Annotated in this window: 21 protein-coding genes, 4 tRNA genes and 1 other RNA gene; 17 read left to right on the forward strand and 9 right to left on the reverse strand. The window is 70.7% G+C overall.

The genetic code is table 11. From position 1 onward, the window contains the following. Positions 1-27: 27 nt before the first annotated feature. A complete protein-coding gene (locus tag ACFYQQ_RS18870) occupies positions 28-903 on the reverse strand; it encodes a DUF72 domain-containing protein (RefSeq protein WP_355782234.1) in 876 nt (291 codons plus the stop codon). Positions 904-1,041: 138 nt separating this feature from the next. Between ACFYQQ_RS18870 and ACFYQQ_RS18875 the strand changes: the two genes are divergently transcribed. The 4 genes from ACFYQQ_RS18875 (at position 1,042) to ACFYQQ_RS18890 (ending at position 4,683) form a co-directional block, all read left to right on the forward strand. After that, a complete protein-coding gene (locus ACFYQQ_RS18875) occupies positions 1,042-1,683 on the forward strand; it encodes a hypothetical protein (RefSeq protein ID WP_355782237.1) in 642 nt (213 codons plus the stop codon). Between the two features lie 162 nt (positions 1,684-1,845). Next, positions 1,846-2,307: a hypothetical protein gene (locus tag ACFYQQ_RS18880; protein ID WP_355782240.1), complete on the forward strand. Its 462-nt coding sequence runs from the start codon at positions 1,846-1,848 to the stop codon at positions 2,305-2,307. A gap of 1 nt (position 2,308) precedes the next feature. Then, positions 2,309-4,132 carry an alpha/beta hydrolase gene (locus ACFYQQ_RS18885; protein ID WP_355782243.1) on the forward strand — a complete coding sequence of 608 codons (1,824 nt, stop codon included), beginning with the start codon at positions 2,309-2,311 and terminating at the stop codon, positions 4,130-4,132. Positions 4,133-4,227: 95 nt separating this feature from the next. Further along, a complete protein-coding gene (locus tag ACFYQQ_RS18890) occupies positions 4,228-4,683 on the forward strand; it encodes a hypothetical protein (RefSeq protein ID WP_355782246.1) in 456 nt (151 codons plus the stop codon). Between the two features lie 225 nt (positions 4,684-4,908). On the opposite strand, the gene ACFYQQ_RS18895 is transcribed toward ACFYQQ_RS18890, so the two are convergent. Then, a complete protein-coding gene (locus ACFYQQ_RS18895) occupies positions 4,909-5,544 on the reverse strand; it encodes a TetR/AcrR family transcriptional regulator (RefSeq protein WP_355782249.1) in 636 nt (211 codons plus the stop codon). 143 nt (positions 5,545-5,687) lie between these two features. On the opposite strand from ACFYQQ_RS18895, the gene ACFYQQ_RS18900 reads away from it, so the two are divergent. Continuing rightward, a complete protein-coding gene (locus tag ACFYQQ_RS18900; RefSeq protein ID WP_355782251.1) occupies positions 5,688-6,425 on the forward strand; it encodes an SDR family oxidoreductase in 738 nt (245 codons plus the stop codon). Between the two features lie 75 nt (positions 6,426-6,500). Here the strand turns inward: ACFYQQ_RS18900 and ACFYQQ_RS18905 are convergent. Then, positions 6,501-6,588 (reverse strand) — tRNA-Ser (locus tag ACFYQQ_RS18905). Between the two features lie 72 nt (positions 6,589-6,660). On the opposite strand from ACFYQQ_RS18905, the gene ffs reads away from it, so the two are divergent. From ffs to ACFYQQ_RS18935, 6 genes are all read left to right on the forward strand, one after another. Then, positions 6,661-6,755: signal recognition particle sRNA small type (gene ffs / locus ACFYQQ_RS18910), an RNA gene on the forward strand. A gap of 117 nt (positions 6,756-6,872) precedes the next feature. Then, positions 6,873-9,161 (forward strand): DNA polymerase III subunit gamma and tau, encoded by a 2,289-nt coding sequence (locus ACFYQQ_RS18915; RefSeq protein WP_388904856.1) that lies wholly within the window; start codon positions 6,873-6,875, stop codon positions 9,159-9,161. Between the two features lie 951 nt (positions 9,162-10,112). After that, positions 10,113-11,366, forward strand: coding sequence for a phosphoribosylamine--glycine ligase (gene purD, locus ACFYQQ_RS18920; protein WP_355794024.1), 1,254 nt, complete (start codon positions 10,113-10,115; stop codon positions 11,364-11,366). Positions 11,367-11,769: 403 nt separating this feature from the next. Continuing rightward, on the forward strand, positions 11,770-13,635 hold the full coding sequence (locus ACFYQQ_RS18925; protein WP_388904866.1) for a hypothetical protein: 1,866 nt from the start codon (positions 11,770-11,772) through the stop codon (positions 13,633-13,635). A gap of 173 nt (positions 13,636-13,808) precedes the next feature. Then, a complete protein-coding gene (locus ACFYQQ_RS18930) occupies positions 13,809-15,335 on the forward strand; it encodes a N,N-dimethylformamidase beta subunit family domain-containing protein (protein ID WP_355788768.1) in 1,527 nt (508 codons plus the stop codon). Positions 15,336-15,577: 242 nt separating this feature from the next. After that, positions 15,578-16,477 (forward strand): phosphoribosylaminoimidazolesuccinocarboxamide synthase, encoded by a 900-nt coding sequence (locus ACFYQQ_RS18935; protein WP_355788771.1) that lies wholly within the window; start codon positions 15,578-15,580, stop codon positions 16,475-16,477. Between the two features lie 43 nt (positions 16,478-16,520). Here the strand turns inward: ACFYQQ_RS18935 and ACFYQQ_RS18940 are convergent. The 4 genes from ACFYQQ_RS18940 to ACFYQQ_RS18955 form a co-directional block, all read right to left on the reverse strand. Then, positions 16,521-16,596 (reverse strand) — tRNA-Gly (locus tag ACFYQQ_RS18940). A 304-nt stretch (positions 16,597-16,900) separates the two neighbouring features. Next, a tRNA-Gly gene (locus ACFYQQ_RS18945) sits at positions 16,901-16,976 on the reverse strand. Positions 16,977-17,055: 79 nt separating this feature from the next. Beyond that, positions 17,056-17,127 (reverse strand) — tRNA-Gly (locus ACFYQQ_RS18950). 159 nt (positions 17,128-17,286) lie between these two features. Next, positions 17,287-17,604, reverse strand: coding sequence for an Lsr2 family protein (locus tag ACFYQQ_RS18955; protein ID WP_355788774.1), 318 nt, complete (start codon positions 17,602-17,604; stop codon positions 17,287-17,289). 361 nt (positions 17,605-17,965) lie between these two features. Here ACFYQQ_RS18955 and purS point away from each other — a divergent pair, with 361 nt between their 5' ends. The 6 genes from purS to purM all read left to right on the forward strand — a co-directional run bounded on the left by purS (position 17,966) and on the right by purM (position 25,032). Next, positions 17,966-18,217, forward strand: a complete 252-nt coding sequence (gene purS, locus ACFYQQ_RS18960) for a phosphoribosylformylglycinamidine synthase subunit PurS (protein ID WP_121404865.1) — start codon at positions 17,966-17,968, stop codon at positions 18,215-18,217. Further along, complete coding sequence (gene purQ, locus ACFYQQ_RS18965; protein WP_355793161.1) at positions 18,214-18,894, forward strand: phosphoribosylformylglycinamidine synthase subunit PurQ; 681 nt, start codon at positions 18,214-18,216, stop codon at positions 18,892-18,894. The genes purS and purQ overlap by 4 nt, the downstream gene beginning before the upstream one ends. Next, positions 18,891-21,149, forward strand: a complete 2,259-nt coding sequence (gene purL, locus ACFYQQ_RS18970) for a phosphoribosylformylglycinamidine synthase subunit PurL (RefSeq protein ID WP_355793163.1) — start codon at positions 18,891-18,893, stop codon at positions 21,147-21,149. The genes purQ and purL overlap by 4 nt, the downstream gene beginning before the upstream one ends. Positions 21,150-21,328: 179 nt before the next feature. Beyond that, entirely contained in the window at positions 21,329-22,126 is a 798-nt protein-coding gene (locus ACFYQQ_RS18975; protein WP_355795449.1) for a sterol carrier family protein, read from the forward strand. 266 nt (positions 22,127-22,392) lie between these two features. Further along, positions 22,393-23,919: an amidophosphoribosyltransferase gene (purF, locus tag ACFYQQ_RS18980; RefSeq protein WP_356163576.1), complete on the forward strand. Its 1,527-nt coding sequence runs from the start codon at positions 22,393-22,395 to the stop codon at positions 23,917-23,919. Positions 23,920-23,964: 45 nt separating this feature from the next. Then, the gene (purM, locus tag ACFYQQ_RS18985) at positions 23,965-25,032 is read left to right on the forward strand and encodes a phosphoribosylformylglycinamidine cyclo-ligase (protein WP_355791217.1); all 1,068 of its coding nucleotides are present in this window, start codon (positions 23,965-23,967) and stop codon (positions 25,030-25,032) included. A 108-nt stretch (positions 25,033-25,140) separates the two neighbouring features. Here purM and ACFYQQ_RS18990 read toward each other — a convergent pair whose 3' ends face one another. After that, the gene (locus ACFYQQ_RS18990) at positions 25,141-25,395 is read right to left on the reverse strand and encodes a DUF3073 domain-containing protein (RefSeq protein ID WP_355791219.1); all 255 of its coding nucleotides are present in this window, start codon (positions 25,393-25,395) and stop codon (positions 25,141-25,143) included. Positions 25,396-25,707: 312 nt separating this feature from the next. Further along, entirely contained in the window at positions 25,708-26,790 is a 1,083-nt protein-coding gene (locus ACFYQQ_RS18995; protein WP_388904857.1) for a Leu/Phe/Val dehydrogenase, read from the reverse strand. Positions 26,791-26,840 lie beyond the last annotated feature (50 nt).

The raw sequence follows: 26,840 nt of genomic DNA on the forward strand, positions 1-26,840 counted from the left end.
CGCCTACAGGGCAGCCGTCTTGACACCTCACCGCACGGTCAGTCCCTCGTCGGCGAGCAGTCGCCGCATGGCCTCGGCGGCCCGGACGGCCGCGTCGGCGCAGCAGTTGTTGAACAGCACGTGGACCCGCTTGGCGTGCCCGGCCATACGGGCCACCCGGGGGACCCACTCGGCGAGTTCACCGTCGGTGTACGTGTGCCGGAAGCGGTCCTCCTTGCTGCCGGTACCCCAGGCCTCGTTCCGCCCGTGGAAGCGGACGACGGCCAGTTCGGGGGAGGGGACCGGCGTGACGGGCGGGACGGACGTGCGCAGCGTCTGCACCATGTCCACGGCGACGGCACTCGTCCCCAGCTCCGCGAGCAGCCCGGCCGTACGGTCGTACAGCCCCTCCTGCCACCACCCGGGATGCCGGAACTCCACGGCGAGCGGCCACCCCGCCGTACGGGCGGCGCACTCCCGCAGGAACGTCTCGGACCGGGCGCCGGGCGCGAACCACGGCGGGAACTGGAACAGCACGGTCCCCAACCGGTCGGTGCGCCGCAGCGGTTCGAGCGCCGAGGCGAACCGCGCCCACACCTCGTCGAGCAGCACGGCGTCCGGCACGCCGCGCCCGGTGCGGCCCCGCAGATCGGCGGGCAGCGCGGCGTCCCGCGTCGGGTGCCCGGTGAGCAGCGAGAACGCCTTCACGTCGAACACGAAGCCGGCCGGGGTCCGTTGGCTCCAGAGGAGACTGTTCCGCTCACTGGGCAGCGCGTAGTAGGCGGAGTCGACCTCTACGACGGAAAATTGCCCGGCGTAGTGCCGCAGCCGCCCCTCCGCGTCCCGCCACCCCGGGGGATACCAGCCGCTCCCCACGAGGGCCCGATCCGTCCACGAACACGCACCCACCAGAATCTCACCCATGGACGACCGGCTACCCCGCCACCGGCCCGACGCCACGAACCCGCCCCGGAGGGGAAGTCGCCGACCCGAGGAACCACCCGGGACCGTCCCTCCTCCTGACGAGGAGTACGGACACCTACGGAACTGGATGCCGACGCGATGACCGACCCCAACGCGCGCAGCGCACCCGGCCAGAAGGACGGCCGCGCCCCACGAAGGTGGCGGGCTGCCGCGGTGCTGGTCCTCGCCGGCGCCGTGATCGCGGCGGGAGTGCTCCTCACCGGCGCGGACGACGGTAAGGACGGCGGGCGCGCGGCCCGGGAGGCGGCGGACGCGAGGTGGGCCGAGGGGATCACACCGGAGTGGATGGCCGAGCGGATGGGCCTGGACGTCCCGGCCACGGCCGGCTCCCCGCGAGCGGCGTACGAGGTGACCTCACGCTTCGACACGGGCATCCTCACCTTCACGCTGACGAGGGCGGAGGCGAAGAGGTACCTGGAGAAGCACCCGCCGGACGGCAAGTGGCTGGAGCCGACGTCCGCACAGACGACCAACGCCCACGACTTCGCCCACTTCGGCCTACCGGAACCGGAAACCCTGAAGAAGGGCATCCGCTACGGCTACGTCTGCCCCGGCGCCACCGCCGAGTGGGCGCAATCCCCGCCTGATACGTACGACATGTCCGATGAACGCTGCGTCCGCCTGTACGCCCACGACCACACCCCGACCCACACCCGCATCTACCTCCGCACCCACTTCGCCCCAGGCACCACCCCCCTCCCACCGACACCATCACCGTGACGAGCGCCACCGCCTGAGTACAGGTACTCACGGGTCATGGTGGCCGATACGGATGAGGCCCGTGATGCGTGGCCGTTACGGTACGTCTCAGGCTCCAAAGCGCTCGGTCACGGGCTCAGCCCGCCAGGCGACGCACGATCAGGACACGGGGAGGGACCGCGGATGGCGTGGGAGGAGTGGGAGCAGCTCAAGGCCGCAGCGGCCGAGCGGCACACCACGCAGATGCAGCTCAATCAAATGCCGGCAGACCAGGGCGGTACGGGCTCCAGTGAAGGCGGTGTCCCCGAACTTAGCTCCGACAAAGCGGCTTGGACCAAGGCGGGGGAGGGCGTCGGATCGGTGCGCAAAGACCTTGGCGAGGCGTGGCGGAAAACGGAGTTGGGCCAGACTGGACTCGTAAAGGAACCCGGTTGCCTGACCGCAGCGGCCCAGCGCAGCGTCTACGACTCCTGGAAGCGCTACGTGAAAGACGTGAGCGAGGTGTGCGCCGGACTTGCCGACGTGCTGGAGAAGACGGGCAACGACCAGCTACGGACTGACGAGGCGATCAAGGCCGAGATTGCCAAGGTCAGGACGGAGTACTACGAGGACGCGTCCTCCGCCAGCCGAGCCAAGGGGCGGTGACATGGACCATCTGACTCTTAAAGCTCTCAAGCCGACCGAGTACGCGGAGGCGGCAGACGGATACCATGCGATCAGCAGCACTGCGGGCGCGGCCTTGGACCGGATTGATAAGCAGATCACCGCGACCATGCGGAAGGCCAACAAAGGTGAGGCCGCGGACGCGGCACTCAAACAGTTGCGGAAATTGTCGGAAAACTTCCATTACACGCAAGTCGAGTGCGGCCTGGTCGCTGCAGCTCTTGACGGATTTTCGGCCGAGATTGCCGCGCCCAGGCGCCGCCTGAATGAGGCCTTGGACGATGCGGAAGCGCTGGCGTACATGGTCAATACGGACGGCACTATCACGTATCCCGCAGGCGGTAAGAATCAGCTCACTGGTGAGCCGATTCCCGGCGGCACAGTCCTGGGTAACAACGGACTGATCACGGGTAACGACACAGGGTTTCAGTCACCGGGCCTGGTGCCCAGGAGCCCTCAGCTCAAGAACCCGAATCCTCACCATGCGCGGGCTGCGGAGATCGCCGACCGCATTGCCCACGCCGTACGGGAAGCCCAGGAGATCGACGATCGGTACAGCAAGGCACTGAACAAGCTTAAGGCGGCGCCAGGGCTGAACGTCGACTCCAAGACATGGGCGGACGCAGCGGCCGATGTCGATGTCGTGAGTGCAGCGGCCAGTCAGTACCTTCAGGACCAGATCCCGTTGGACAAGTCAGCCACCGACCGCAAGGAATGGTGGGACAGCCTCAGCGTAGAGCAGCGCGAGGAGTACAAGGCGGGATTCCCGGAAATCATCGGCAACTTGGACGGGATTCCGTCCACGGTCAGGGACGAGGTAAACCGAGAGAACATTCGGCTCCTCATCGCACACTTGGAAGGACAGCACGACGAGGCTTCCAAGGAAAAGCTCGAAGGGCTGAGGGGTATCCAGAACAAGCTCAACGCAGGAAGCCAGCCGCCGATGCTCCTTCTGGGTATCAGTCTCGACGGGAACGGGAGAGCGATCGTCGCCTACGGAAACCCTGACACTTCAAAGAACGTATCGGCTTATGCGCCCGGGTTGGGCACCAAACTCGACGCTGAATTTGCTGATGGTACGGTGAAACGCGCTTTTTATACGGCCACGGAAGCCCAGAAGTTTGATGCATCCTCGTCATCGATCGTATGGCTCGGCTACGACGCGCCTCAGTCGCTCGATGTGATGACGACGAGCGACGCCGAGCGCGGTGCCCCCGCCTACAACAGCTTCATGAGTGGAATTACGGCAACGAATGAGAATTCTGATCCCCACGTCACCGCCATCGGGCATTCATATGGCTCTCGATTGGTAGGTGGCGCCACGCAGGAGGCGGGAGGGATTCCGGGCGCCGATGACATCATTCTCGTCGGAAGTCCCGGCGTCGGTGTCGACAAGGCCGAGGATCTGGGTGTTGGTAAGGATCACGTCTGGGTGGGCGCAGCGGAGAACGACATTGTCACCAAGCTTCCTTCGTCGAAGGAAGCCGTGGCAGGAACCATGGGATTCTTCGGGGGAGGGCCGGCCGGCGCGTATCTAGGAGCAGAGGTCGCTGACCAGGGTGACGACGACATCTGGTTTGGCAAGGATCCGGCAAGTAAAGCATTCGGCGCCAACAGGTTCGAGACCCTACCCGGGCCGGAGCTTGTGCAACCGGTCTACTCAGATGTTTTGGATTCAAAGTTGGATTTCGAAGCCCACAGTAATTATTTCTCTCCAGAAGCGGGGAAGGATAAAATCTCTGCTCAGAATATCGCTGCCATTGTTGCAGGGCATCCGGAATACGTCAGAAGGGAGACGCCGCGATGAGGGGAAGAGTTGCAGTGGTCGCAGTGTTGGCACTGCTTCTTACTGGATGCGGTACGACGGGTTCCGCGTCCTCGAGCAAGGAAAGCCAGTCGAAGATGAATCTGCAGGAAGCCGCCGACAGGGCGGACAAAATTCTTGACGAGGCTTTTGCCGTTATCAAGCCTCCCGTGGAGTGGACACATCGGTACTCCATGCCGGGTGACTGCTATGTGGACCGCGATCGTGCCGTCATGACGATCATTTCTGCCGAGCGGCGTGGCAGCTTCCTCGGCGTTCTCGAACGGCACTGGAAGAGCAAGGGCTACAAGCTTGTCACCACGAGCCCGAACGGACTCGTAGCGCACTTCAGGACACAAGACGGCTTCCAGCTTGAAGTCCTGATCGGCCCCAACGGCCAAGCACACCTAAGCGTCACCACCCCATGCGTAAAGGAGTCCGAGGTTGCGCAGCCGACCAGTAAGCCGAACGGCCCTGACTACTCGAAGCAGGAGTTGCCGGCGCCGAACGTGAAGTCCACGTTCTGGTCGAGCAACGCACCCGTCAAGAGCTGATAAATCCGGCTGGGCATACAGAGATTCGGCCTGCCCCGGAAGTTAATTGCAGCGCGGCCTGATGATGGAACGCCTCTGTACTGCGTGACCGGCACGACGCGGCAGCCACGGAGAGGCGTGATGTGTGCAGCATGTCTAGGAGTTTGGCCCTGCCTGCAGCTCTCCCGCGTCGTAGTGGCGGCGCAAGGCTGAGAGTCGTCCTCGCGGTGCGTCACGGACTTGAAATCACGTCCGTTCCTCCGGCGGCAGCAGACCGTGCAGGGCCAGGGCCGCCAACGCGTCGGCCATGCCGTTCCGGTCGTGGTGCGCGGTCGGCGTGGTGGCGGGGTCGAGGCGGTCGGCGATGGGGTCCTGGGTGAGGGCCAGGGCCGGGCCGATGATCGCGAAGTAGAGGATGCGCGGGGCTACGCGCGGGATGCGCCCCGCGTCGACGAGAGCCGTGATCGTCGGCGTGAGGCTGTCCCAGAACGGCTGCACGAACCGCTGGTGCAGATAGTCCAGGCGGTCGGAGTCGCGAGTGGACTCGTCGGCGATCAGCCGGTTGAGCTGCGACGCGTTCGCCGTCATGCGATAGAGCTGACCGACCGCCTCCCTCAGCCGCTCGGCGTCGTCGCGGTGCCGCGCCAGCAGGGCGTCACGCTCGGCCTGGACGCCGGTGAGCGCGAAGTCGACCACCGCGCGCCAGAAGCTCGCCTTCGACCCGTAACGGTCATTGATGAAGTTGTGGCTGACCCCGAGCCGGCGGGCCAGCTCCCGCACGGTGGTCGCGTCGTAGCCGAGCTCGGCGAACGTGTCGAGCCCTCGGCGCAGGATCTCGCTCTCGTCGAGCTGCACGGCGGCGTTCTTCCGTCGCGGTTCCATCTGACACCTTCCGTCGGTCTGGCGCGGAGGCGCCGCGTGTACTGGGTCACCTCTGCTTGACGCCTGTCAGAACGGGCGTAATCTGACAAGTGTCAGAAGTCAGCTTATCCCGGGAGGCCGGGCCGCACGAAGAAGGTCGTTCGATGGCAGTGCACAGCAAGGTCGCGCTCGTGACGGGAGCGTCGCGGGGAATCGGCAGGACGATCGCGGAACGCCTGGCCGGAGACGAGGCGAGCGTGGTCGTCCACTACTACCCGTCGGAGCGCCAGGACGCCGAGGACGTCGTACGCGGAATCAAGGGGGCCGGCGGCACCGCGGTGGCCGCTCCGGCCGACATCGCCGACGCCGCGCAGCTGCGCGGGCTGTTCGACTTCGCGGAGAAGGAGTTCGGCGGCCTCGACATCGTGGTGCTGAACGCCGCCAACGTGAACCACGGCACGATCGTCGACACGACCGACGAGCAGTTCGACGCGATGTTCGCCGTGAACGCGCGGGCGGGGTTCATCGCGCTGCGCGAGGCCGCGCTCCGGCTCCCCGACGGCGGGCGGATCGTCGCCATCTCGGCCGGGCTGACGCGGATGCCGCGCACCGGAACCGGCGTCTACGCGGCCAGCAAGGCCGCCGTCGACCACTTGGTCCGGGTGCTCGCGCACGAGGTCGGCCCCCGCGGCATCACGGTCAACAGCGTGCTGCCCGGCGCCGTCCTGACGCCGGCCCTGGTCGCCGCGGGACAGGCGGTGATCGACGCCGAGGTCGCGAACACGCCGCTCGGCCGCGTCGGACAGCCGGAGGACATCGCCGACATCGTCCGCTTCCTGGTCTCCGACCAGGGCCGCTGGATCGCCGGCCAGACGATCGGCGCCGGTGGAGGCATGTTCTGAACCGAATAGGACGGACAACGTCGAAGGGCCCCACCTCGCGGTGGGGCCCTTCGACGTTAGTGCCCGGTGAGGCACTGGCGGAGGATACGAGATTCGAACTCGTGAGGGGTTGCCCCCAACACGCTTTCCAAGCGTGCGCCCTAGGCCTCTAGGCGAATCCTCCGCGGCAAACAATACAAGACGTTGAGGAGTGCTCGCGAACTCGTTCTCACCGCCAGGATCAGGTAACCTGTGCGGAGCCCCTCACGTGGCGCTATCTGACTGAACTCCCCCAGGGCCGGAAGGCAGCAAGGGTAGGTTGGCTCTGGCGGGTGCGTGGGGGGCGTCTGCGTTCCCAGGGCCGTGCGGCCGGCGGTCGGCCGGTGGCCCCGAAGGGCGGGCGGGTCCGGAGCGGGGGTCGCTTCCGGGCGGTCCGGGTTGTCAGTGGGCGCCTATAACCTCGTATGCGTGTCGTCTCTCGCGCTGTACCGCCGCTATCGCCCGGAGTCGTTCGCCGAGGTCATCGGGCAGGAGCATGTCACCGACCCGTTGCAGCAGGCGCTGCGGAACAACCGGGTCAATCACGCGTACCTGTTCAGCGGTCCGCGTGGGTGCGGTAAGACCACGAGCGCGCGCATCCTCGCCCGCTGTCTGAACTGCGAGCAGGGTCCTACGCCGACACCTTGCGGCGAGTGCCAGTCCTGCCGCGACCTGGCCAGGAACGGGCCGGGTTCCATCGACGTCATCGAGATCGACGCCGCGTCCCACGGAGGCGTGGACGACGCCCGTGACCTGCGGGAAAAGGCATTCTTCGGCCCCGCGAGCAGCCGGTACAAGATCTACATCATCGACGAGGCCCACATGGTCACGCCGGCCGGCTTCAACGCGCTGCTGAAGGTGGTCGAGGAGCCCCCGGAGCACCTCAAGTTCATCTTCGCCACGACCGAGCCCGAGAAGGTCATCGGGACGATCCGTTCGCGGACCCACCACTACCCCTTCCGTCTGGTGCCGCCCGGGACCCTGCGCACGTACCTCGGCGAGGTCTGCGGCAGCGAGGGCATCCCCGTGGAGGACGGCGTGCTGCCGCTGGTCGTGCGCGCGGGTGCCGGTTCCGTGCGTGACTCCATGTCCGTCATGGACCAGCTGCTCGCCGGAGCGGGCGACGCCGGTGTGACATACGCCATGGCGACCTCCCTGCTCGGTTACACGGACGGGTCGCTGCTGGACTCCGTGGTCGAGGCGTTCGCCTCCGGGGACGGGGCGGCGGCCTTCGAGGTGGTGGACCGCATCATCGAGGGGGGCAACGACCCCCGCCGGTTCGTCGCCGACCTGCTGGAGCGCCTGCGGGACCTGGTGATCCTGGCGGCCGTGCCGGACGCCGCGGAGAAGGGGCTCATCGACGCCCCCGCCGACGTCGTGGAGCGGATGCAGGCCCAGGCCGCCGTCTTCGGCGCCGCCGAGCTGAGCCGTGCAGCCGACCTCGTGAACGAGGGACTGACCGAGATGCGCGGCGCCACCTCGCCGCGGCTCCAGCTGGAGCTCATCTGCGCGCGCGTGCTGCTGCCCGCCGCCTACGGGGACGAGCGCTCCGTCATGGCCCGGCTGGACCGCATCGAGCGCGGGGTGAACTTCACCGGGGCCGGCGCCGCCCCCGCCATGGGTTACGTGCCCGCACCGGGCCCGGACGCCCACGGCGCGCCGCTCGCGCAGGCGGCCGCTCCCGCACCGGCGCCGGGCGGCGGACCCGCCGTGCCCCCGGGAGGCGGTGCCGCCGCGGCCCGGGCCGCGGTGCGGTCGGCCGGCGCGGCTCCGGGGACCGGCGGTCCCGCGACGGACACCGGCGCCCTGGCACAGCCACCGGCTCCCGCCCCGGCCCCGGTCCAGCCGGAGCCCACGCCCGCGCCCGCCCCGGTCGCGGCGCAGGCGCCCGTCCAGGCTCCGGCCCCGGCGGCCCCGCCTGCCCAGCCGGACCGGCCCGCCGCCCCCGCCCCCGGCGCCTGGCCCACCGCGACGGCGGCGGGCAGCGGAGGCGCCCGGCGCCCCGGCGGCTGGCCCACCACCACGCCCGCCGGTGGCCAGACAGCCTCGGGCCCGCCCGCGGCCCCGGCCCCGTCGGCCGCCCCCGCGCCCGCACCCGCCCCGGCTCCGGCAGCCGCCGCGCCCGCCCCCTCCGCCTCCGTGCCCGGCGGCCCCGACCCGCGCACGCTCTGGCCGAACATCCTGGAGGCGGTGAAGAACCGGCGCCGCTTCACCTGGATCCTGCTCAGCCAGAACGCGCAGGTGACCGGCTTCGACGGCACGACCCTCCAGATCGGCTTCGTCAACGCGGGCGCCAGGGACAACTTCGCGAGCAGCGGCAGCGAGGACGTGCTGAAGCAGGCGCTGGCCGAGCAGTTCAACGTGCAGTGGAAGATCGACGCCATCGTCGACCCGTCGGGCGGCTCGGCGCCGCCTCCCGCGCCGGGCCCCGGTTTCGGCGGTGGGCACGGTGGGGGACCGGCGGCGCCCCGTCCCGCCCCGCAGCAGCCGGCCCCGGCGGCCCGCCCCGCCCCTTCGCAGGGCCCGGCGTCCTCGGGCCCGTCCGCGTCCGCCCCGAGACCGGCCCCGCCCGCGGCGGAGCCCCCGCCCCCCGTCTCACCCGAGGACGACACCCCCGAGGACGACGACCCCGACCTGGACGAGTCCGCCCTCTCGGGCCACGACCTGATCGTCCGCGAACTGGGCGCGACGGTGGTCGAAGAGGTCTCGCACGAGTAGCCCGACCCCGGCCTCGGCTCAGTCCGACGCCGATGCCGTACGGCCCGTCCCCGGCTCACCCGATGTCGTGCGGCCGCGACTCCGGTTCACGCAGGCGCGGTGCGGCTGTTGCCCCGGCCCACGTCGGCGCCGTACGGGCGTGACGCCGGTCTACACCCACGCCGAGGCCGTGGCGGCCCTGATCCCCGGCTCACGCCGATGCCGTACGGCCGTGGCTCTGGCTCACGCCGACGGCATGCGGTCCTGATCCGGGCCTCGCCGATGTGGTACGGCTCCGGAGACGCGGCTCACGCCCACGCCAACGTGGTGCGGCTGTGGCCCAGGCCCCCGCAGGCGCCGTACGCCTGATCCCCGGCCTACGCCGATGCCGTGCAGGCGATGCTCCGGCCCACGCCCACGCCCACCGCCCACACCCACACCGACGCGGTGCGGCTGTGACCCCGCCCACGTCGAGGGCCCTACAGCCGTGGCCTTGGGCCACGCCGCCGCCCACGCTGAGCCGACGCTGCGGCCATCCCTCGGCCCCCGGCGGGCGTGGCCATGCCCCACCCCGGCCGCCTGCGGCCGTGGCCCTGGCCCACCGGGCGCCGTACAGCCGTAACTTCGGCCCACGCCAACGCGACGCGACCGCAACCCCGGCCCCCCGGGCGCCTGCGACCGTGTCCCCGCCCCGCGCCGCCAAGGCGACGCGACCGCAACCCCGGCCCCCCGGGCGCCTGCGACCGTGTCCCCGCCCCGCGCAGACCGCGCCCCCACTCCCCGGCCTCCGGCTCCCCAAGTCCCGCAGCCCTGCCCTCCCCCCCCACCGCACCCCACCCCCGAACCTCACCCTCAATCCCGCCCCGCCCCCGTACCCCCCACCCCCAACTGGAGATTCACACCAACCCGCCCGCGTCCACGCCTCGGAATCCTCTACAAAGGCACTCGCCCGGGACGGTTAGGCTGACCCCCGTGAAGGTCCTTGTCATCGGTAGCGGCGCCCGCGAACACGCCCTGTGCCACTCCCTGTCCCACGACCCCGACGTCACCGCACTGCACTGCGCCCCCGGGAACGCAGGCATCGCGGAGACGGCCGAGCTGCACCCGGTCGACGCCCTCGACGGTGCCGCCGTGGCCACGCTGGCCACGCGCCTCGGCGCCGAGCTGGTGATCGTGGGCCCGGAGGCCCCGCTCGTCGCGGGAGTCGCCGACGCCGTGCGCGAGGCGGGCATCCCCTGCTTCGGCCCCTCCAAGGAGGCGGCGCAGCTGGAGGGCTCCAAGGCCTTCGCCAAGGACGTCATGGCCGCCGCCGGCGTCCCCACGGCGCGCTCTTACGTCTGCACGACGCCGGACGAGGTCGAGGAGGCGCTCGACGCCTTCGGCGCCCCGTACGTGGTGAAGGACGACGGCCTCGCCGCCGGCAAGGGCGTCGTCGTCACCGACGACCTCGACGCCGCCCGGGCCCACGCCAACGCCTGCGACCGCGTCGTCATCGAGGAGTTCCTCGACGGCCCCGAGGTCTCCCTCTTCGCGGTCACCGACGGCGAGACCGTGGTCCCGCTCCAACCGGCCCAGGACTTCAAGCGCGCCCTGGACGGCGACGAGGGCCCGAACACCGGCGGCATGGGCGCGTACTCGCCCCTGCCCTGGGCGGACCCGAAGCTGGTCGACGAGGTCATGGAGACCGTCCTCCAGCCGACCGTCGACGAGCTGCGCCGCCGCGGTACGCCGTTCTCCGGCCTTCTCTACGCGGGCCTCGCGATCACCAGCCGCGGCGTGCGGGTCATCGAGTTCAACGCGCGCTTCGGCGACCCGGAGACCCAGGTGGTCCTCGCCCGCCTCAGGACCCCGCTCGCGGGTCTGCTGCTCGCCGCGGCCACCGGCAACCTCGCCTTCCTCCCGCCCCTGCGCTGGAGCGAGGAGGCGGCCGTCACCGTGGTCGTGGCGTCGCACAACTACCCCGGCACCCCGCGCACCGGCGACGCGATCACCGGCCTCGACGAGGTGGCGGCCCAAGACGCGCCGAACGCGTACGTCCTGCACGCCGGGACGAAGCGCGACGGTGACGCGGTGGTCAGCGCGGGCGGTCGCGTCCTGTCCGTCACGGCCGTCGGCGACGACCTCACGCAGGCCCGCGACCGTGCGTACACGGCGCTCTCCCGGATCCGTCTCGACGGCTCCCAGCACCGCACCGACATCGCGGCGAAGGCGGCGGCGGAAGCGTAGAACGGGGAGGTGGGCGGCGCGCGGACGCCGCCCGGCACCCCGATCGCCTACCGGCCCGCGGCACGACGGTGACGGACACGCTCCGTCACCCACGGCCCGCCACCTCAGGCCCCGGATTCCCCTTGGGATCCGGGGCCTGATCGTTGCCCACTGTCATCCAGCTCTCCCCAAAGCCATTCCATCGAGTGACCGATGCCCCATCCGGCTGACTGGGGCCGAGGCCCCAACTAGGGTGCGGCGCAAGCGTTCCGGCACTTGGCCCACCGGCATTGCGATGTCGGTGGCGGGTGCCACAGTGGGGGGATGAGCAACGCCAGCAGATGCCCCGGCGCCGACCGTGACAGCCACTGTCACGGCGGGCCCCGGGCGAGACGGTAGGGGGTGGCATCCGGTCGTGACCGGTATGGGTGTGGAGGTGGGCGCGCTGGCGGCGCGCTCCCGGGCTCTCGCCGTGCTGCGCATCCGCAGCAGGGCGCTGGCCGTCGCCCTGCTGCCCGCGGCCGTCGCCGTCGTGCTGCTCGTCGGCGGGTCCACGGGCCATCTCGTCGGCGGCGGCTGGGGGACGGCCCGCCGGGTCGTGACCGCCCTGGCCGTGGTCGTCCTGCTGGCGGCCGCCGGTATCGCATTGGTGGTCTCCCGGGCCCGGCCGGCGATGAGCCCGACGGTGCCGGTCGTCGAGACCTCGGCGCCCGACCTGTACCGGATGGTGCGCGACCTGGCCGACCGGCTCGACGTCCCGGTCCCCTCCGCGATAGCGCTCACCCCGGACTGCGACAGCTGGCTGGAGGACCGCACGCACCCGGCGCAGGGCAGGCCCCCGCAGCGCCGCGGCGGCCGCCTCTCCGCGCTGTCCGGCGGTCTCGGCCGGGCCACGAGGCACGCGCACCGCCGGAGCACCGCCACGCCCGTCCTCGTCATCGGCTCGCCGTTCCTGTGGTGGATGCGGGTGGGGGAGCTGCGCGCGGTCCTCGCCCCCGTCGTCGCGGGCACGGGCCCCTCCGCCCACCCGGACATAGCCGCGGCCCGCCGTTTCGTACGCGGTCTGGACGCGGCCGTGGCCGTGACGTCCGCACCGACCCGGGGTCCCCTCGTCCGGACGGTGCTCGGCGGCGCCGGCTGGGTGGTCCGGCTGCTCCTGCGCAGCTGCCGCGGGCACGCGGCGGAGATGGAGCGGGGGGTGGCGGCGGCCGCCGCCGAGCGTGCGCAGACCGTGGACTACGGACTGCGGATCGTCGCCCAGGAGCAGGTCGGGCTCGCGTACGCGGGCTGGGACCGGCTGCTGACCCGGGTCGCGCTGCCCGCCTGGCGCATGGGCCGCTGGCCCTCTCGCCTGGACGCGGGCGTCGTGGCGGCCCTCACCGAACTCTCGCGCCGTGACCGCCTCGCGGAGGGCTTCGCCTCCCGGCTGGGCGAGCGCCCGGCCTGCGACCTCCTCGAAGAGCCCGGCGCGGTCGACGAGGCGGCCTCCCTCCTCGCCGCCCGCCTCTTCCACGGCGGCCCCGCCGAGCGAGGCCCGGACTGGGCGCCGGTGAACTGGCAGGAGTACCCGGAGGAGGTCGTCGACCGGAAGTGGCGGACCGACGCGGCCCGCCTCCACCGCGTCCTCGACGCCCAGGGCGTTTGCCCCTCCGGCGGCCCGGCGGAGCCCGGCGGCCCCGGCCCGACCCTGTCCCGGGTCATGGAGCACCTGACGACCGCCGCCGGTGACGGGCCGGACCCCGCCGCCGCGGTGACGCCCCCTCCGTACGGGGAACCGGACACGGGCGCCGGCGACGGGGGCATAGCCGGCGGGGGGCAGGCGGACGGTGTCGCGCCCGGCGGGGGCCTGGACGGCGACGACGAAGAGGACGAAGACCCGCTGGGCAACGAGCGGACGGCGGCGCTGGCCGCCGCCCTCAGCGCGGAGGTGGCGCGCGAGGAGGCGGCCGCGGGACCCGTCCCCGCGTCCGGCGTGGAGCAGGGCGGCCCCGACAGCGCGCTGTGGGAGGACGGGATGCTTCCGCTCTTCCCCCTGCAGCCGCCCCGCACGGGCCGGGACCTGCTGGCCGACCACGTCACCGCGATGGTCTGCTGCGCCGCGATGGACACGGCGGGCGCGATACCGGGCCTCGACTGGCTCGACGGCCCCTCCCTCCTCGTCGACGGTGAGCGTGCCGCCGACCTCGGCCCCCGCGTCCTCGCCCTGGTCGAGACCGGCGACCCGGCCCCCCTGAAGACCTGGCTGCACCAGACGGGCGTCCGCCCCGAGAAACCCGTCCGGCTGGTCTGAGGGCGCCCTCCCGCGCTGACGGTTGCGTTCGACCTTGGCGGAGCCTCCCGTTCCGTTCACGTCAATTCGCGACGAACGGTGACGGAGTGCGCGCGTTATGTGATGTGCTGGGACCGATCGCGCACAGGGCAGGAAACGCAACGGTGACGGGGGCGCTGGGGAGGGGAGGACACATGGGGTCGGAACAGATCCGCCGCTGGGAGTCGGGAGCACTGGCGCACGCCGTGACGGACCCCTTCGGTCAGGGCCCCGTCCCGTGGCTCCGCGGTGACGAGCAGTACTTCGGCGACACCGGCCAGGTCGTCCCCTGGTACATCGACGCCGTCGACGACCTCCCCGGAGCGCAGGCCACCGCCCGCCCCGGCCGAGGCGTCCCGCGTCCCCGCCCGTCGCGCTCCCGCCCCACGACCCCGGGACCCCGCTCCGCCGACGACGTCCGCCGCCAGATCAAGGGGTTCACGTCCACCGGCGCGGCCACCCCCGGCGAGGCCATCGACTTCCACATCACGGTCGACCCGCCGCAGGAATTCAGCGTCGACATCTACCGCATCGGCCACTACGGCGGCGACGGCGCCTCGAAGATCACCACCAGCCCGCGCCTCTCCGGCATCGTCCAGCCGCCCCCGCTCACCGCCGACCGCACGGTCTCCTGCCACCACTGGTGGCTGTCCTGGCGGCTGCAGGTCCCGACGTACTGGTCGGTCGGCGCGTACGTCGCCGTGCTCACCACCGCCGACGGCTACCGTTCCCACGTCCCCTTCACGGTCCGCGACGAACAGCCGGCCGACCTGCTGCTCCTGCTCCCGGACATCACGTGGCAGGCGTACAACCTCTACCCGGAGGACGGCCGCACGGGCGCCAGCCTCTACCACGCGTGGGACGAGGACGGCCGGCTGCTCGGCGAGGCCGACGCGGCGACGACGATCTCCTTCGACCGCCCGTACGCGGGCGCCGGACTGCCCCTGCACGTGGGGCACGCCTACGACTTCATCCGCTGGGCCGAGCGCTACGGCTACGACCTCGCCTACGCCGACGCCCGCGACCTGCACGCCGGCCGGGTCGACCCCACCCGCTACCGGGGCCTGGTGTTCCCCGGCCACGACGAGTACTGGTCGCCCGCCATGCGCCGTGCCGTGGAGCGCGCCCGCGACCACGGCACCTCGCTCGTCTTCCTCTCCGCCAACACCATGTACTGGCAGGTGGAGTTGGGCCCGTCCCCGTCGGGCGTCCCGGACCGGCTGCTGACCTGCCGCAAGCGCAAGGGCCCCGGAAAGCCGGCGCTCTGGCGGGAGATCGACCGCCCGGAACAGCAGTTGATCGGCATCCAGTACGCGGGCCGCGTCCCGGAGCCCCACCCCCTCGTCGTCAGGAACGCGGACCACTGGCTGTGGGAGGCGACCGGCGCCCACGAGGGGGACGAGCTCCCGGGCCTGGTCGCCGGCGAGGCGGACCGTTACTTCCCGCGCACCCCGCTCCCCGAGCACCAGGGCCGCATCCTGCTGGCCCACTCCCCCTACGCGGACAGCGAGGGCGTCACCCGCCACCAGGAGACCTCCGTCTACCGTGCCGCGTCCGGCGCCCTGGTCTTCGCGTCCGGAACGTTCGCCTGGTCCCCGGCCCTGGACCGGCCCGGCCACGTCGACACACGTGTCCAGCGCGCCACGGCGAACCTCCTGGACCGCATCTGCAAACGCGACTGAGAGGCACCCCTCCCGCACCGCGCTCCCCTTCGGCCCCTCCCTTCCCCCGCGCCCCGGGCCACCGGCCACACCCCTCCGGCCACACCCCGGACCACCCGCAACCCCGCGCTCCCGCCGCGCACCCCGTGGCCCGGACCGGTCGCCGCATACGGGAGAATCGAGCCACCTGGGCCCACCCGTCGCCCACCGCAGCCTCTTCGGGCCCGCGGGCGCCCCTTTTTCTTCAACCACGGGGAGGAACCGTGTCCGGATTCGCCGAAAAGCCCGAGCCCCTTCAGGTGCCGGGTCTGGTGCACCTGCACACCGGCAAGGTGCGCGACCTGTACCAGAACGAGGCGGGCGACCTCGTGATGGTCGCCAGCGACCGCATCTCCGCCTACGACTGGGTGCTCCCGACCGAGATCCCCGACAAGGGCCGCGTCCTCACCCAGCTGTCGCTGTGGTGGTTCGACCAGCTCGCGGACCTCGCCCCCAACCACGTCCTGAGCACCGAGCTCCCGCCGGGCGCCCCCGCCGACTGGGCGGGCCGCACCCTGGTCTGCAAGTCGCTGCGGATGGTCCCCGTGGAGTGCGTCGCGCGCGGCTACCTGACCGGTTCCGGCCTGGTCGAGTACGACGAGTCCCGCACGGTCTGCGGCCTCGCCCTCCCCGAGGGCCTCGTGGACGGCTCGGAGCTGCCCGCCCCGATCTTCACCCCGGCCACGAAGGCGGCGGTCGGCGAGCACGACGAGAACGTCTCCTACGAGGAGGTCGCCCGCCAGGTCGGCGCCGAGACCGCGGCCCAGCTCCGCCAGACGACGCTCGCCGTCTACGGCCGCGCCCGCGACATCGCCCGCGACCGGGGCATCGTTCTCGCGGACACCAAGTTCGAGTTCGGCTTCGAGGGGGAGACGCTCGTCCTCGCCGATGAGGTGCTCACCCCGGACTCCTCCCGCTTCTGGCCGGCCGACGAGTGGGAGCCGGGTCACGCGCAGCCGTCGTACGACAAGCAGTTCGTCCGCGACTGGCTGACCTCTGCGGAGTCCGGCTGGGACCGCAAGAGCGAGCAGCCCCCGCCCGCGCTGCCCGCCCACGTGGTGGAGGCGACCCGCGCCAAGTACATCGAGGCGTTCGAGCGGCTGACCGGTACGAGCTGGTCCTGAACGCACGAAGAAGCCCCCGGCCGAGGCCGGGGGCTTCTTCATATGGAGCGGACGACGAGGCTCGAACTCGCGACCTCAACCTTGGCAAGGTTGCGCTCTACCAACTGAGCTACGTCCGCACTGCGCCGTGGCGCGACAGCTACTATACCCAACCTCCCGGGTGCCGTGGACGCCCTGCCGGCTGCTCGGCCGCCGCCTCCGGACCCGCTCCGAGCGCTCGCCGGTCCACCCCGGGACGGGCCAACTCGGCGGACACGCGGGCGTATGCGGAAGAGGGCGTACAGCGCCCCGCGGGTCGTTCCCGATGCGCGGCGAGGAAAAGTCTGTGGCCGTGCTCACATCACCGCGCGGCATTCGCGAAGGCCGCGGACAGGGCGAGCGGGTACAGCAGAAGACCCCGGTCATGGACCGGGGTCTTCTTTGTGGAGCGAACGACGAGGTTCGAACTCGCGACCTCAACCTTGGCAAGGTTGCGCTCTACCAACTGAGCTACGTTCGCATTGCCTCCGACCGGCTCTCACCGATCGGCGCGAGCACCACCTTACCTGATCCACAAGAGTGGTGGGTAAGCGATGCGGAGCGGGTGACAGGAATTGCACACTGCGCCTTCCCCCTGGAAGGGGGATGTTCTACTACTGAACTACACCCGCACGACCTCGTGGGCTCCGGCCTTTCGGCCTCGCCCCTCGGCGTGTTCCAGACTCTAGCTGACCAGCAGGGGGGCAGCGCAAGTCGGCTGCCCCCAGGGTCCGCTGACGGCCCCTCGTCAGGCCCGGGAGGCCGGGTCCCCCGAACGGGGGACGCCGGTTTCAGTGCGCCTCGGCGAACGCCTCGTAGACCTTCTGCGGGATGCGGCCGCGCGGCGGCACGTCCAGCTTGTTGGAGCGGGCCCAGGCCCGGACGGCGGCGGGGTCCGGGGTCAGTGCCGTGTGCGTGTACGCCTTGCCGGACCTGGCGCGCTTGCGGCCGGCCTCGACGTAGGGCGCGAGGGCCTCACGCAGTTTTTCTGCATTGGCGGGATTGAGGTCGATCTCGTACGACTTGCCGTCGAGTCCGAAGGCGATCGTCTCCGCCGCTTCCGAGCCGTCGATGTCGTCAAAGAGAGTGACCACGACACGCTGCGCCACGAATATCGGTCCCTTCGTGCGACTCCTCCGCGATCACGCGCCATGACGTGCTCTGACGTCGTGAAGTGGGCGGAGAGATGTCGACTGTCCGGCTGTTATTGGGCAAAGTATCGGCTAATGCCTTTTCCTTTGTACAGTGCCCGGCATTGCATTGTGAAGCCCGACTAAATCCCCCCGCGTGTCCAGAGGCAATGGGGTGCCACCGGTCTTCTGCGGTTTTTCCCAGGATTTTCCGTGGGCGCCCTCGCGCCGATGCCGGATCGTGATCGGGGTCACGTAGGATTCTACGAATCTACGCGAGTAGAAATTTTGTACGGGTAGTCTGAAGGGACCTGCTCAGCACCACACACCGGGAGTGCCAGTGGCACGCGTCGTAGTCGACGTCATGCTCAAGCCGGAGATCCTCGACCCCCAGGGCCAGGCGGTGCAGCGTGCACTGCCGCGCCTCGGTTTCGACGGTGTCTCCGACGTACGTCAGGGAAAGCGATTCGAACTCGAAGTGGACGGACCGGTGGACGACGCCGCTCTCGCCCGCATCCACGAACTGGCGGAATCCTTCCTCGCCAACACCGTGATCGAGGACTTCACCGTGAAGGTGGAGGAAGAGAAGTGACCGCTCGTATTGGAGTCGTCACCTTTCCGGGCAGCCTCGACGACCGGGACACGCAGCGCGCGATCCGGCTCGCCGGTGCCGAACCCGTCGCTCTCTGGCACAAGGACAAGGACCTCAAGCAGGTCGACGCCGTGGTGCTGTGCGGGGGTTTCTCCTACGGCGACTATCTGCGTGCCGGCGCCATCGCCCGCTTCTCGCCCGTGATGGAGCCGCTGATCGAGCAGGCGAAGTCGGGATTGCCGGTCCTCGGCATCTGCAACGGCTTCCAGATCCTCACCGAGGCCCACCTGCTGCCCGGCGCGATGCTCGGCAACGACCACCTGCACTTCATCTGCCGTGACCAGAAGCTGCGGGTGGAGAACGCGGACACCGCCTGGACCACCGACTACGAGTCGGGCCAGGAGATCCACATCCCGCTGAAGAACATGGACGGGCGCTACGTCGCCGACGAGCGCACGCTCGACCAGCTGGAGGCCGAGGGCCGGGTCGCGTTCCGCTACGTCGGCTTCAACCCCAACGGTTCGCTGCGGGACATCGCCGGGATCACCAACGAGGCCGGGAACGTGGTCGGCCTCATGCCGCACCCCGAGCACGCCGTCGAGCGGCTCATCGGCAGCGGCCGCACCGACGGCCTCCCCTTCTTCACCTCGATCCTCAAGAAGCTGGTCAACGCATGAGCCGCACGCCTCTGGACACGGTCGAGAACGCGGCCGCTACCCCTGACGTCGAGCTGCCCTGGGCCGAACTCGGCCTGAAGAGGGACGAGTACGAGCGGGTCGTGGAGATCCTCGGCCGCCGGCCCACCGGCGCCGAGCTCGCCATGTACTCGGTCATGTGGTCCGAGCACTGCTCGTACAAGTCCTCCAAGGTCCACCTGCGCCAGTTCGGCGAGAAGGCCCCGCAGTCCGACGCGCTGCTCGTCGGCATCGGCGAGAACGCCGGTGTCGTCGACGTCGGCCAGGGCTACGCGGTCACCTTCAAGGTCGAGTCGCACAACCACCCCTCGTACGTCGAGCCCTACCAGGGCGCGGCCACGGGTGTCGGCGGCATCGTGCGCGACATCATCGCGATGGGCGCCCGCCCGGTCGCGGTCGTGGATCCGCTGCGCTTCGGCGCGGCCGACCACCCCGACACCAAGCGCGTGCTGCCCGGCGTCGTCGCCGGCATCGGCGGCTACGGCAACTGCCTGGGCCTGCCGAACATCGGCGGCGAGGTCGTCTTCGACGCCTGCTACCAGGGCAACCCGCTGGTCAACGCCGGTGCCATCGGCGTGATGAAGCACGAGGACATCCACCTCGCGAAGGCGTCCGGCGCCGGCAACAAGGTCATCCTCTACGGGGCCCGCACCGGCGGCGACGGCATCGGCGGCGCCTCGATCCTGGCCTCGGAGACCTTCGACGACGCCAAGCCCTCGAAGCGCCCCGCCGTCCAGGTCGGCGACCCCTTCCAGGAGAAGCTCCTCATCGAGTGCACCCTGGAGGCCTTCGCCGAGAAGCTGGTCGTCGGCATCCAGGACCTCGGCGCGGCCGGCCTGTCCTGCGCCACCTCCGAGCTGGCCTCGAACGGCTCGGGCGGCATGCGGGTCACCCTGGACGACGTACCGCTGCGCGACTCCACGCTCTCGCCCGAGGAGATCCTCATGAGCGAGTCGCAGGAGCGCATGTGCGCGGTCGTCGAGCCGGAGAAGGTCGCCCGGTTCCTGGAGATCTGCGACAAGTGGGACGTCATCGCGACCGTCATCGGTGAGGTCACCGACGGCGACCGCCTGGAGATCTACTGGCACGGCGGCAAGATCGTCGACGTCGACCCGCGCACGGTCGCGCACGACGGCCCGGTCTACGAGCGCCCGTACGCCCGTCCCGAGTGGCAGGACGCCCTCCAGGCCGACGACGCGAACAAGCTGCCCCGGCCCGCCGGCTCCGACGAGCTCAGGGAGCAGGTCCTCGCGCTCGTCTCCTCCCCGAACCAGGCGTCCAAGTCCTGGATCACCTCCCAGTACGACCACTTCGTGCAGGGAAACACGGTGCTGGCGCAGCCCGAGGACTCGGGCATGATCCGCATCGACGAGGAGACCGGGCTCGGCGTCGCCATCGCCACCGACGGCAACGGCCGCTTCGCCAAGCTCGACCCGTACACCGGCGCGCAGCTCGCGCTGGCCGAGGCGTACCGCAACGTGGCGACGACCGGCGCCAAGCCGCTCGCAGTCTCCGACTGCCTGAACTTCGGTTCGCCCGAGGACCCGGCCGTCATGTGGCAGTTCGCCGAGGCCATCCGCGGACTCGCCGACGGCTGCCAGCAGCTCGGCACCCCGGTGACCGGCGGCAACGTCTCGCTCTACAACCAGACCGGCGAGGCCGCCATCCACCCGACGCCGGTCGTGGCCGTGCTCGGTGTCATCGACGACGTCGCCCGCCGTACGCCGGTCGCCTTCCAGGAAGAGGGCCAGCTCCTCTACCTGCTCGGCGACACCCACGAGGAGTTCGGCGGTTCGGCCTGGTCGCAGGTCGTCCACGACCACCTGGGCGGTCTCCCGCCGCGGGTCGACCTGGAGCGGGAGCGGCTGCTCGCCGAGATCCTCATCTCGGCGTCCCGTGACGGCATGATCGACTCCGCGCACGACCTGTCCGACGGCGGTCTGATCCAGGCCGTGGTCGAGTCGGCGCTGCTCGGCGGCAAGGGCGCGCGGCTGATCGTGCCCGACGGCCTGGACGCGTTCACCCTCCTGTTCTCGGAGTCGGCGGGCCGCGCGGTCGTCGCCGTCCCGCGCTCGGAGGAGCTGCGCTTCAACGACATGTGCGGCGCGCGGGGTCTGCCCGTCACCCGCATCGGTGTCGTCGACGGCGACACGGTCGAGGTCCAGGGCGAGTTCGCGCTCTCCCTGGACGAGCTGCGCACGGCGCACGAGGGGACGATCCCCGCGCTGCTGGCGTAGGCGTCCTCTGCCGCACAGGGTGCCGCCCCGGGCGGTGACCGAGCGGCGGTACGTGTGTGAAGGTCCCGTCCGGGCTGTTCTCCGGGCGGGGCCTTCGCCGTTGGGTGCGGAGCGGGACCCGACGCCGGCGGCGGGAGAACCCCGGTCGCCCCCGGCGCCCAGGATCTAGGCTGAGGATCATGCCACCGGCCAGGAAACGCACCCGCAGCTACGACCCCGCCAAGATCCGCGCCGCCGTCTCCGCCCAGTTCGGGAACGTGCGCGAGGCCGTACGGGCCCTCGACGACGAGCAGTTGGCGCTGCCCTCGGGCCTGGGCGACTGGACCGTGCGGGAGCTGGCCGTCCACGTCACGATGACCGTGGAGGCCGTCAGCCGCGCCCTGGACCGGGACGAACCGCGCAAGGCGGAACTCTCCCTCGTGGACCTGCTGTTCGGGAGCGCCGGCTTCGCGGAGGCCATCGCCGACGGTGTCCGCCGGCTCGCCGCCGGCACCCCGGACCTCGACGCGCTGTTCGCCCGTACCGAGGAGCGCCTCGCCGAGCGCCTGGCCGCCGCCCCCGGGACCCGGATCGTCGACCTCCGCGCCGGTGCCATGACCCTCGCCGACTTCCTGGTCACCCGTACCGTCGAACTCGTCGTGCACACCGACGACCTGAACCGCGCCGTGCCCGGCCTCGACATCCCCCGCGACCGGCAGGCCCTCGCCGCCTGCACCCGGCTGCTCGCCGACGCCCTCGCCCTGAAGGCGCCGGGGGCCTCCACGGAGGTGCGGATCCCGCCGTTCGCCGTGGTGCAGTGCGTCGAGGGCCCCCGGCACACCCGCGGCACCCCGCCGAACGTCGTGGAGACCGACCCGCTGACGTGGATCAGGCTCGCGACGGGCCGGATCGCCTGGCGTACGGCACTGGACGAGGCCAAGGTCAGCGCGAGCGGGGAGCGCGCGGACCTGTCGGGGCTGCTGCCGCTGATGAAGTGAGCGGCCGGGTGTCGCCGTCCGCGACGGACATATCACCCTCGGAGCCCCCGTCCGCACCAGATTGATGTGCGACGGCTCACTCACGGACGCCGGACGGAGCCCCCGCACGCCCCCCGCCGGGCCGGCACGGGACCGCTCCGGCCTCCACGCACCCGCTCTGACCTGCGCAAACGATACGAGCTCGGTGGTCGTGGCCGTCGTGTGACGCCCGGTGACCCGCCGTACCCAATTCGGACCAGTACTCGATCTCGCCTACACTCGGAGGCGTGCCACGTGGTGACGGTCGACTCAATCATGATCTGCTCCCCGGTGAGAAAGGCCCCCAGGACGCTTGCGGCGTCTTCGGTGTCTGGGCTCCGGGCGAAGAGGTCGCCAAGCTCACTTACTTCGGGCTCTACGCCCTCCAGCATCGAGGTCAGGAATCCGCGGGGATCGCGGTCAGCAACGGCTCCCAGATCCTCGTCTTCAAGGACATGGGCCTCGTGTCCCAGGTCTTCGACGAGACCTCTCTCGGTTCGCTCCAGGGTCATATCGCGGTCGGTCACGCCCGCTACTCGACCACCGGTGCCTCCGTGTGGGAGAACGCCCAGCCGACGTTCCGTGCCACCGCGCACGGCTCGATCGCGCTCGGCCACAACGGCAACCTGGTCAACACGGCGCAGCTCGCCGAGATGGTCGCCGACCTCCCCAAGCAGGACGGCCGGACCACCCGGGTCGCGGCCACCAACGACACCGACCTCCTCACAGCGCTCCTCGCCGCCCAGGTGGACGACGACGGCAAGCCGCTGACCATCGAGGAGGCCTCCGCCAAGATCCTTCCGCAGGTCAAGGGCGCCTTCAGCCTCGTCTTCATGGACGAGCACACCCTGTACGCGGCCCGCGACCCGCAGGGCATCCGCCCGCTGGTCCTCGGCCGGCTGGAGCGCGGCTGGGTGGTGGCCTCCGAGTCCGCCGCCCTGGACATCTGCGGCGCCGCCTATGTGCGCGAGATCGAGCCGGGCGAGTTCGTCGCCATCGACGAGAACGGCCTGCGGACGTCGCGGTTCGCGGAGGCAAAGCCCAAGGGCTGCGTCTTCGAGTACGTCTACCTGGCCCGCCCGGACACGGACATCGCCGGCCGGAACGTGTACCTCTCGCGTGTCGAGATGGGCCGCAAGCTGGCCAAGGAAGCTCCCGTCGACGCCGATCTGGTCATAGCGACTCCGGAATCCGGGACGCCCGCCGCGATCGGTTACGCCGAGGCATCCGGCATCCCCTTCGGTGCGGGTCTCGTGAAGAACGCGTACGTCGGCCGGACCTTCATCCAGCCCTCGCAGACGATCCGCCAGCTCGGCATCCGTCTGAAGCTGAACCCGCTCAAGGAAGTCATCAAGGGCAAGCGCCTGGTCGTCGTCGACGACTCGATCGTGCGCGGCAACACCCAGCGCGCCCTGGTCCGCATGCTCCGCGAGGCCGGCGCCGCCGAGGTCCACATCCGGATCTCCTCGCCGCCCGTGAAGTGGCCCTGCTTCTTCGGTATCGACTTCGCGACCCGGGCCGAGCTGATCGCCAACGGCATGTCGATCGACGAGATCGGCACGTCCCTGGGCGCCGACTCCCTCTCGTACATCTCCCTCGACGGCATGATCGAGGCGACCACCATCGCCAAGCCGAACCTCTGCCGCGCCTGCTTCGACGGCGAGTACCCGATGGAGCTCCCCGACCCGGAACTGCTGGGCAAGCAGCTTCTGGAGACCGAGCTCGCGGCGGGTCCCGCCGCGACGGCCGCGGCCGACGCGATCCGTCGCCCGTAAGACTCCGCAGCACTACAGCTGTACGACACGAAAGTTCTCACAGCCATGTCTGAGACCACAGGTGCCAGCTACGCAGCCGCGGGCGTCGACATCGAAGCGGGCGACCGCGCCGTCGAGCTGATGAAGGAGTGGGTGAAGAAGACGCAGCGCCCCGAGGTCCTCGGCGGCCTCGGCGGGTTCGCCGGCCTCTTCGACGCCTCCGCCCTCAAGCGCTTCGAGCGCCCGCTGCTCGCCTCCGCCACCGACGGCGTCGGCACGAAGGTCGACCTCGCCCGGCAGCTCGGCGTGTACGACACCATCGGCCACGACCTGGTCGCGATGGTCATGGACGACATCGTGGTGTGCGGGGCCGAGCCGCTCTTCATGACCGACTACATCTGCGTCGGCAAGGTCCACCCGGAGCGGGTCGCCGCCATCGTGAAGGGCATCGCCGAGGGCTGTGTCCTCGCCGGCTGCGCCCTGGTGGGCGGCGAGACGGCCGAGCACCCGGGTCTCCTCGGCCCGGACGACTTCGACGTCGCCGGCGCGGGCACGGGCGTGGTCGAGGCCGACCGGCTCCTCGGCGCGGATCGCATCCGTAAGGGTGACGCGGTGATCGCCATGGCGTCCTCCGGCCTTCACTCGAACGGGTACTCGCTGGTGCGGCACGTGCTCTTCGACCGGGGCAACCTCAGCCTGGACCAGCGGATCGAGGAGTTCGGCCGGACGCTCGGCGAGGAACTCCTGGAGGCCACCAAGATCTACTCGCTGGACTGCCTGGCGCTCACCCGCACGACCGACGTGCACGCCTTCTCCCACGTCACGGGCGGCGGCCTGGCGGCCAACCTGGCCCGGGTGGTCCCGGACGGGCTGCACGCGATCGTGGACCGTGAGACCTGGACCCCGGCCCCGGTCTTCGACCTGGTCGGCCGGACCGGTCAGGTGGAGCGGCTGGAGCTGGAGAAGACGCTGAACATGGGCGTCGGAATGATCGCCGTGGTCCCGGAGGAGTCGGCGGACGCGGCGCTCGCCACCCTCGCCGACCGGGGCGTGGACGCCTGGATCGCGGGCGAGATCACCGAGCGCGGCGAGCACACCACGGGCGCGGCGCTCGTGGGTGACTACGCGAGCTGAGACAGGCCGGGACAGCACTGAACCCGGTCCGGCGCTGAGGCCCCGGACCGGGTGAAGTGCTACGAGTTCCTACGGATGCCGTGGAACCTGCTGAGCCCGCTGCAAGCGCTACGCGCCACGACGATGCGACTGGGGACCGGACTGATCGTCCTCGTCCTCGTCGTCGTCGTTGTAGAGATCCGCGTACTGGGCGTACGGGTCGTCTTCCTCGTCATCGTCCTCGAACGGCTCGCCGTTAGGCGGCTGGCTCGAAGTCGAAGCGCCCAGCTCGTTGGCCAGACGCGACAGGTCAGTCCCGCCGCTGTTGTACTTCAGCTGGCGGGCGACCTTCGTCTGCTTGGCCTTGGCCCGGCCGCGCCCCATGGCTCGACCCCCTCGGTGACGGGGCTCGACGGCCCCAGAGTCTTGACACGCGTTCATGATCTGGAACGGACTCTCCGTGGAGAGACCGGTCCGTAGGGCTTCCACGGTACCTGAGCCCGCGGCCATACGGTACGTCGCCCGCAGGACGCGCCTTCGCCCAGAACCCGCGAGGTGCCCTTTCCCCGCTGGTCAACGGCGATTTTAACCTCTTCTCGGCGCACGACCCGCCGACGGACGTGAGAGTTCTCTCGAAGTACGCGTCGGCGGGTCCCTGACAAGGGTGTGTCAGGCGCCCGAGGGGCCGGCCCGCGGTCAGCGGGAGCGTGCCTCCGCGATGCGCTGCTCGGCGATCCGGTCGGCCGCCGCGGCCGGCGGAATCCCGTCCGTCTTCGCACGTGCGAATATTCCGAGCGTGGTGTCGAAGATCTTCGTCGCCTTCGCCTTGCACCGGTCGAAGTCGAAGCCGTGGAGCTCGTCGGCGACCTGGATGACCCCGCCCGCGTTCACCACGTAGTCCGGGGCGTAGAGGATCCCGCGGTCCGCGAGGTCCTTCTCCACGCCCGGGTGCGCCAGCTGGTTGTTGGCGGCGCCGCAGACCACCTTCGCGGTGAGCGCCGGCACGGAGTCGTCGTTCAGCGCCCCGCCCAGCGCGCACGGGGCGTAGACGTCGAGTCCCTCGACCCGGATCAGCGCCTCGGTGTCCGCCACCGCCCGCACCGACGGGTGCCGCTCGACGATCCGGCGCACCGCGTCCTCGCGCACGTCCGTGATCACGACCTCGGCGCCGTCGGAGAGCAGGTGCTCCACCAGGTAGTGGCCGACCTTGCCGACGCCCGCGACGCCCACGGTCCGGCCGCGCAGCGTCGGGTCGCCCCACAGGTGCTGGGCGCTGGCCCGCATGCCCTGGAAGACGCCGAACGCCGTCAGCACGGAGGAGTCGCCCGCGCCGCCGTTCTCCGGGGAGCGCCCGGTCGTCCAGCGGGACTCGCGCGCCACGACGTCCATGTCGGCCACGTAGGTGCCCACGTCGCACGCGGTGACGTACCGGCCGCCGAGGGAGGCCACGAAGCGCCCGTACGCGAGGAGGAGCTCCTCCGTCTTGATCTGCTCGGGGTCGCCGATGATGACGGCCTTGCCGCCGCCGTGGTCGAGGCCGGCCATGGCGCTCTTGTACGACATCCCGCGCGAGAGGTTCAGGGCGTCGGCGACGGCCTCCTCCTCGCTCGCGTAGGGGTAGAAGCGCGTACCGCCCAGGGCGGGGCCCAGCGCGGTGGAGTGGATGGCGATGACGGCCTTCAGGCCACTGGCCCGGTCCTGGCAGAGCACGACCTGCTCGTGGCCCCCCTGATCCGACTGGAACAGGGTGTGCAGGACGCCGTTGGTTACGTCGGTCACGGTGGTGACTCCCAGCTACGAAGCGGCGGTTGGAGGCGGTGCCCGTGCGG

It is taken from the genome of Streptomyces sp. NPDC005496 (assembly GCF_042872045.1).
Lineage (GTDB): Bacteria > Actinomycetota > Actinomycetes > Streptomycetales > Streptomycetaceae > Streptomyces.

Coding starts and splice junctions, on each gene's coding strand:
- purM (WP_355791217.1), top strand. CDS start 23,965: ATGTCTGAGACCACAGGTGCCAGCTACGCAGCCGCGGGCGTCGACATC.
- ACFYQQ_RS18990 (WP_355791219.1), bottom strand. CDS start 25,395: ATGGGGCGCGGCCGGGCCAAGGCCAAGCAGACGAAGGTCGCCCGCCAG.
- ACFYQQ_RS18880 (WP_355782240.1), top strand. CDS start 1,846: ATGGCGTGGGAGGAGTGGGAGCAGCTCAAGGCCGCAGCGGCCGAGCGG.
- ACFYQQ_RS18975 (WP_355795449.1), top strand. CDS start 21,329: ATGCCACCGGCCAGGAAACGCACCCGCAGCTACGACCCCGCCAAGATC.
- purL (WP_355793163.1), top strand. CDS start 18,891: ATGAGCCGCACGCCTCTGGACACGGTCGAGAACGCGGCCGCTACCCCT.
- ACFYQQ_RS18885 (WP_355782243.1), top strand. CDS start 2,309: ATGGACCATCTGACTCTTAAAGCTCTCAAGCCGACCGAGTACGCGGAG.
- ACFYQQ_RS18875 (WP_355782237.1), top strand. CDS start 1,042: ATGACCGACCCCAACGCGCGCAGCGCACCCGGCCAGAAGGACGGCCGC.
- ACFYQQ_RS18925 (WP_388904866.1), top strand. CDS start 11,770: ATGGGTGTGGAGGTGGGCGCGCTGGCGGCGCGCTCCCGGGCTCTCGCC.
- ACFYQQ_RS18890 (WP_355782246.1), top strand. CDS start 4,228: ATGAATCTGCAGGAAGCCGCCGACAGGGCGGACAAAATTCTTGACGAG.
- ACFYQQ_RS18900 (WP_355782251.1), top strand. CDS start 5,688: ATGGCAGTGCACAGCAAGGTCGCGCTCGTGACGGGAGCGTCGCGGGGA.
- ACFYQQ_RS18870 (WP_355782234.1), bottom strand. CDS start 903: ATGGGTGAGATTCTGGTGGGTGCGTGTTCGTGGACGGATCGGGCCCTC.
- ACFYQQ_RS18930 (WP_355788768.1), top strand. CDS start 13,809: ATGGGGTCGGAACAGATCCGCCGCTGGGAGTCGGGAGCACTGGCGCAC.
- ACFYQQ_RS18895 (WP_355782249.1), bottom strand. CDS start 5,544: ATGGAACCGCGACGGAAGAACGCCGCCGTGCAGCTCGACGAGAGCGAG.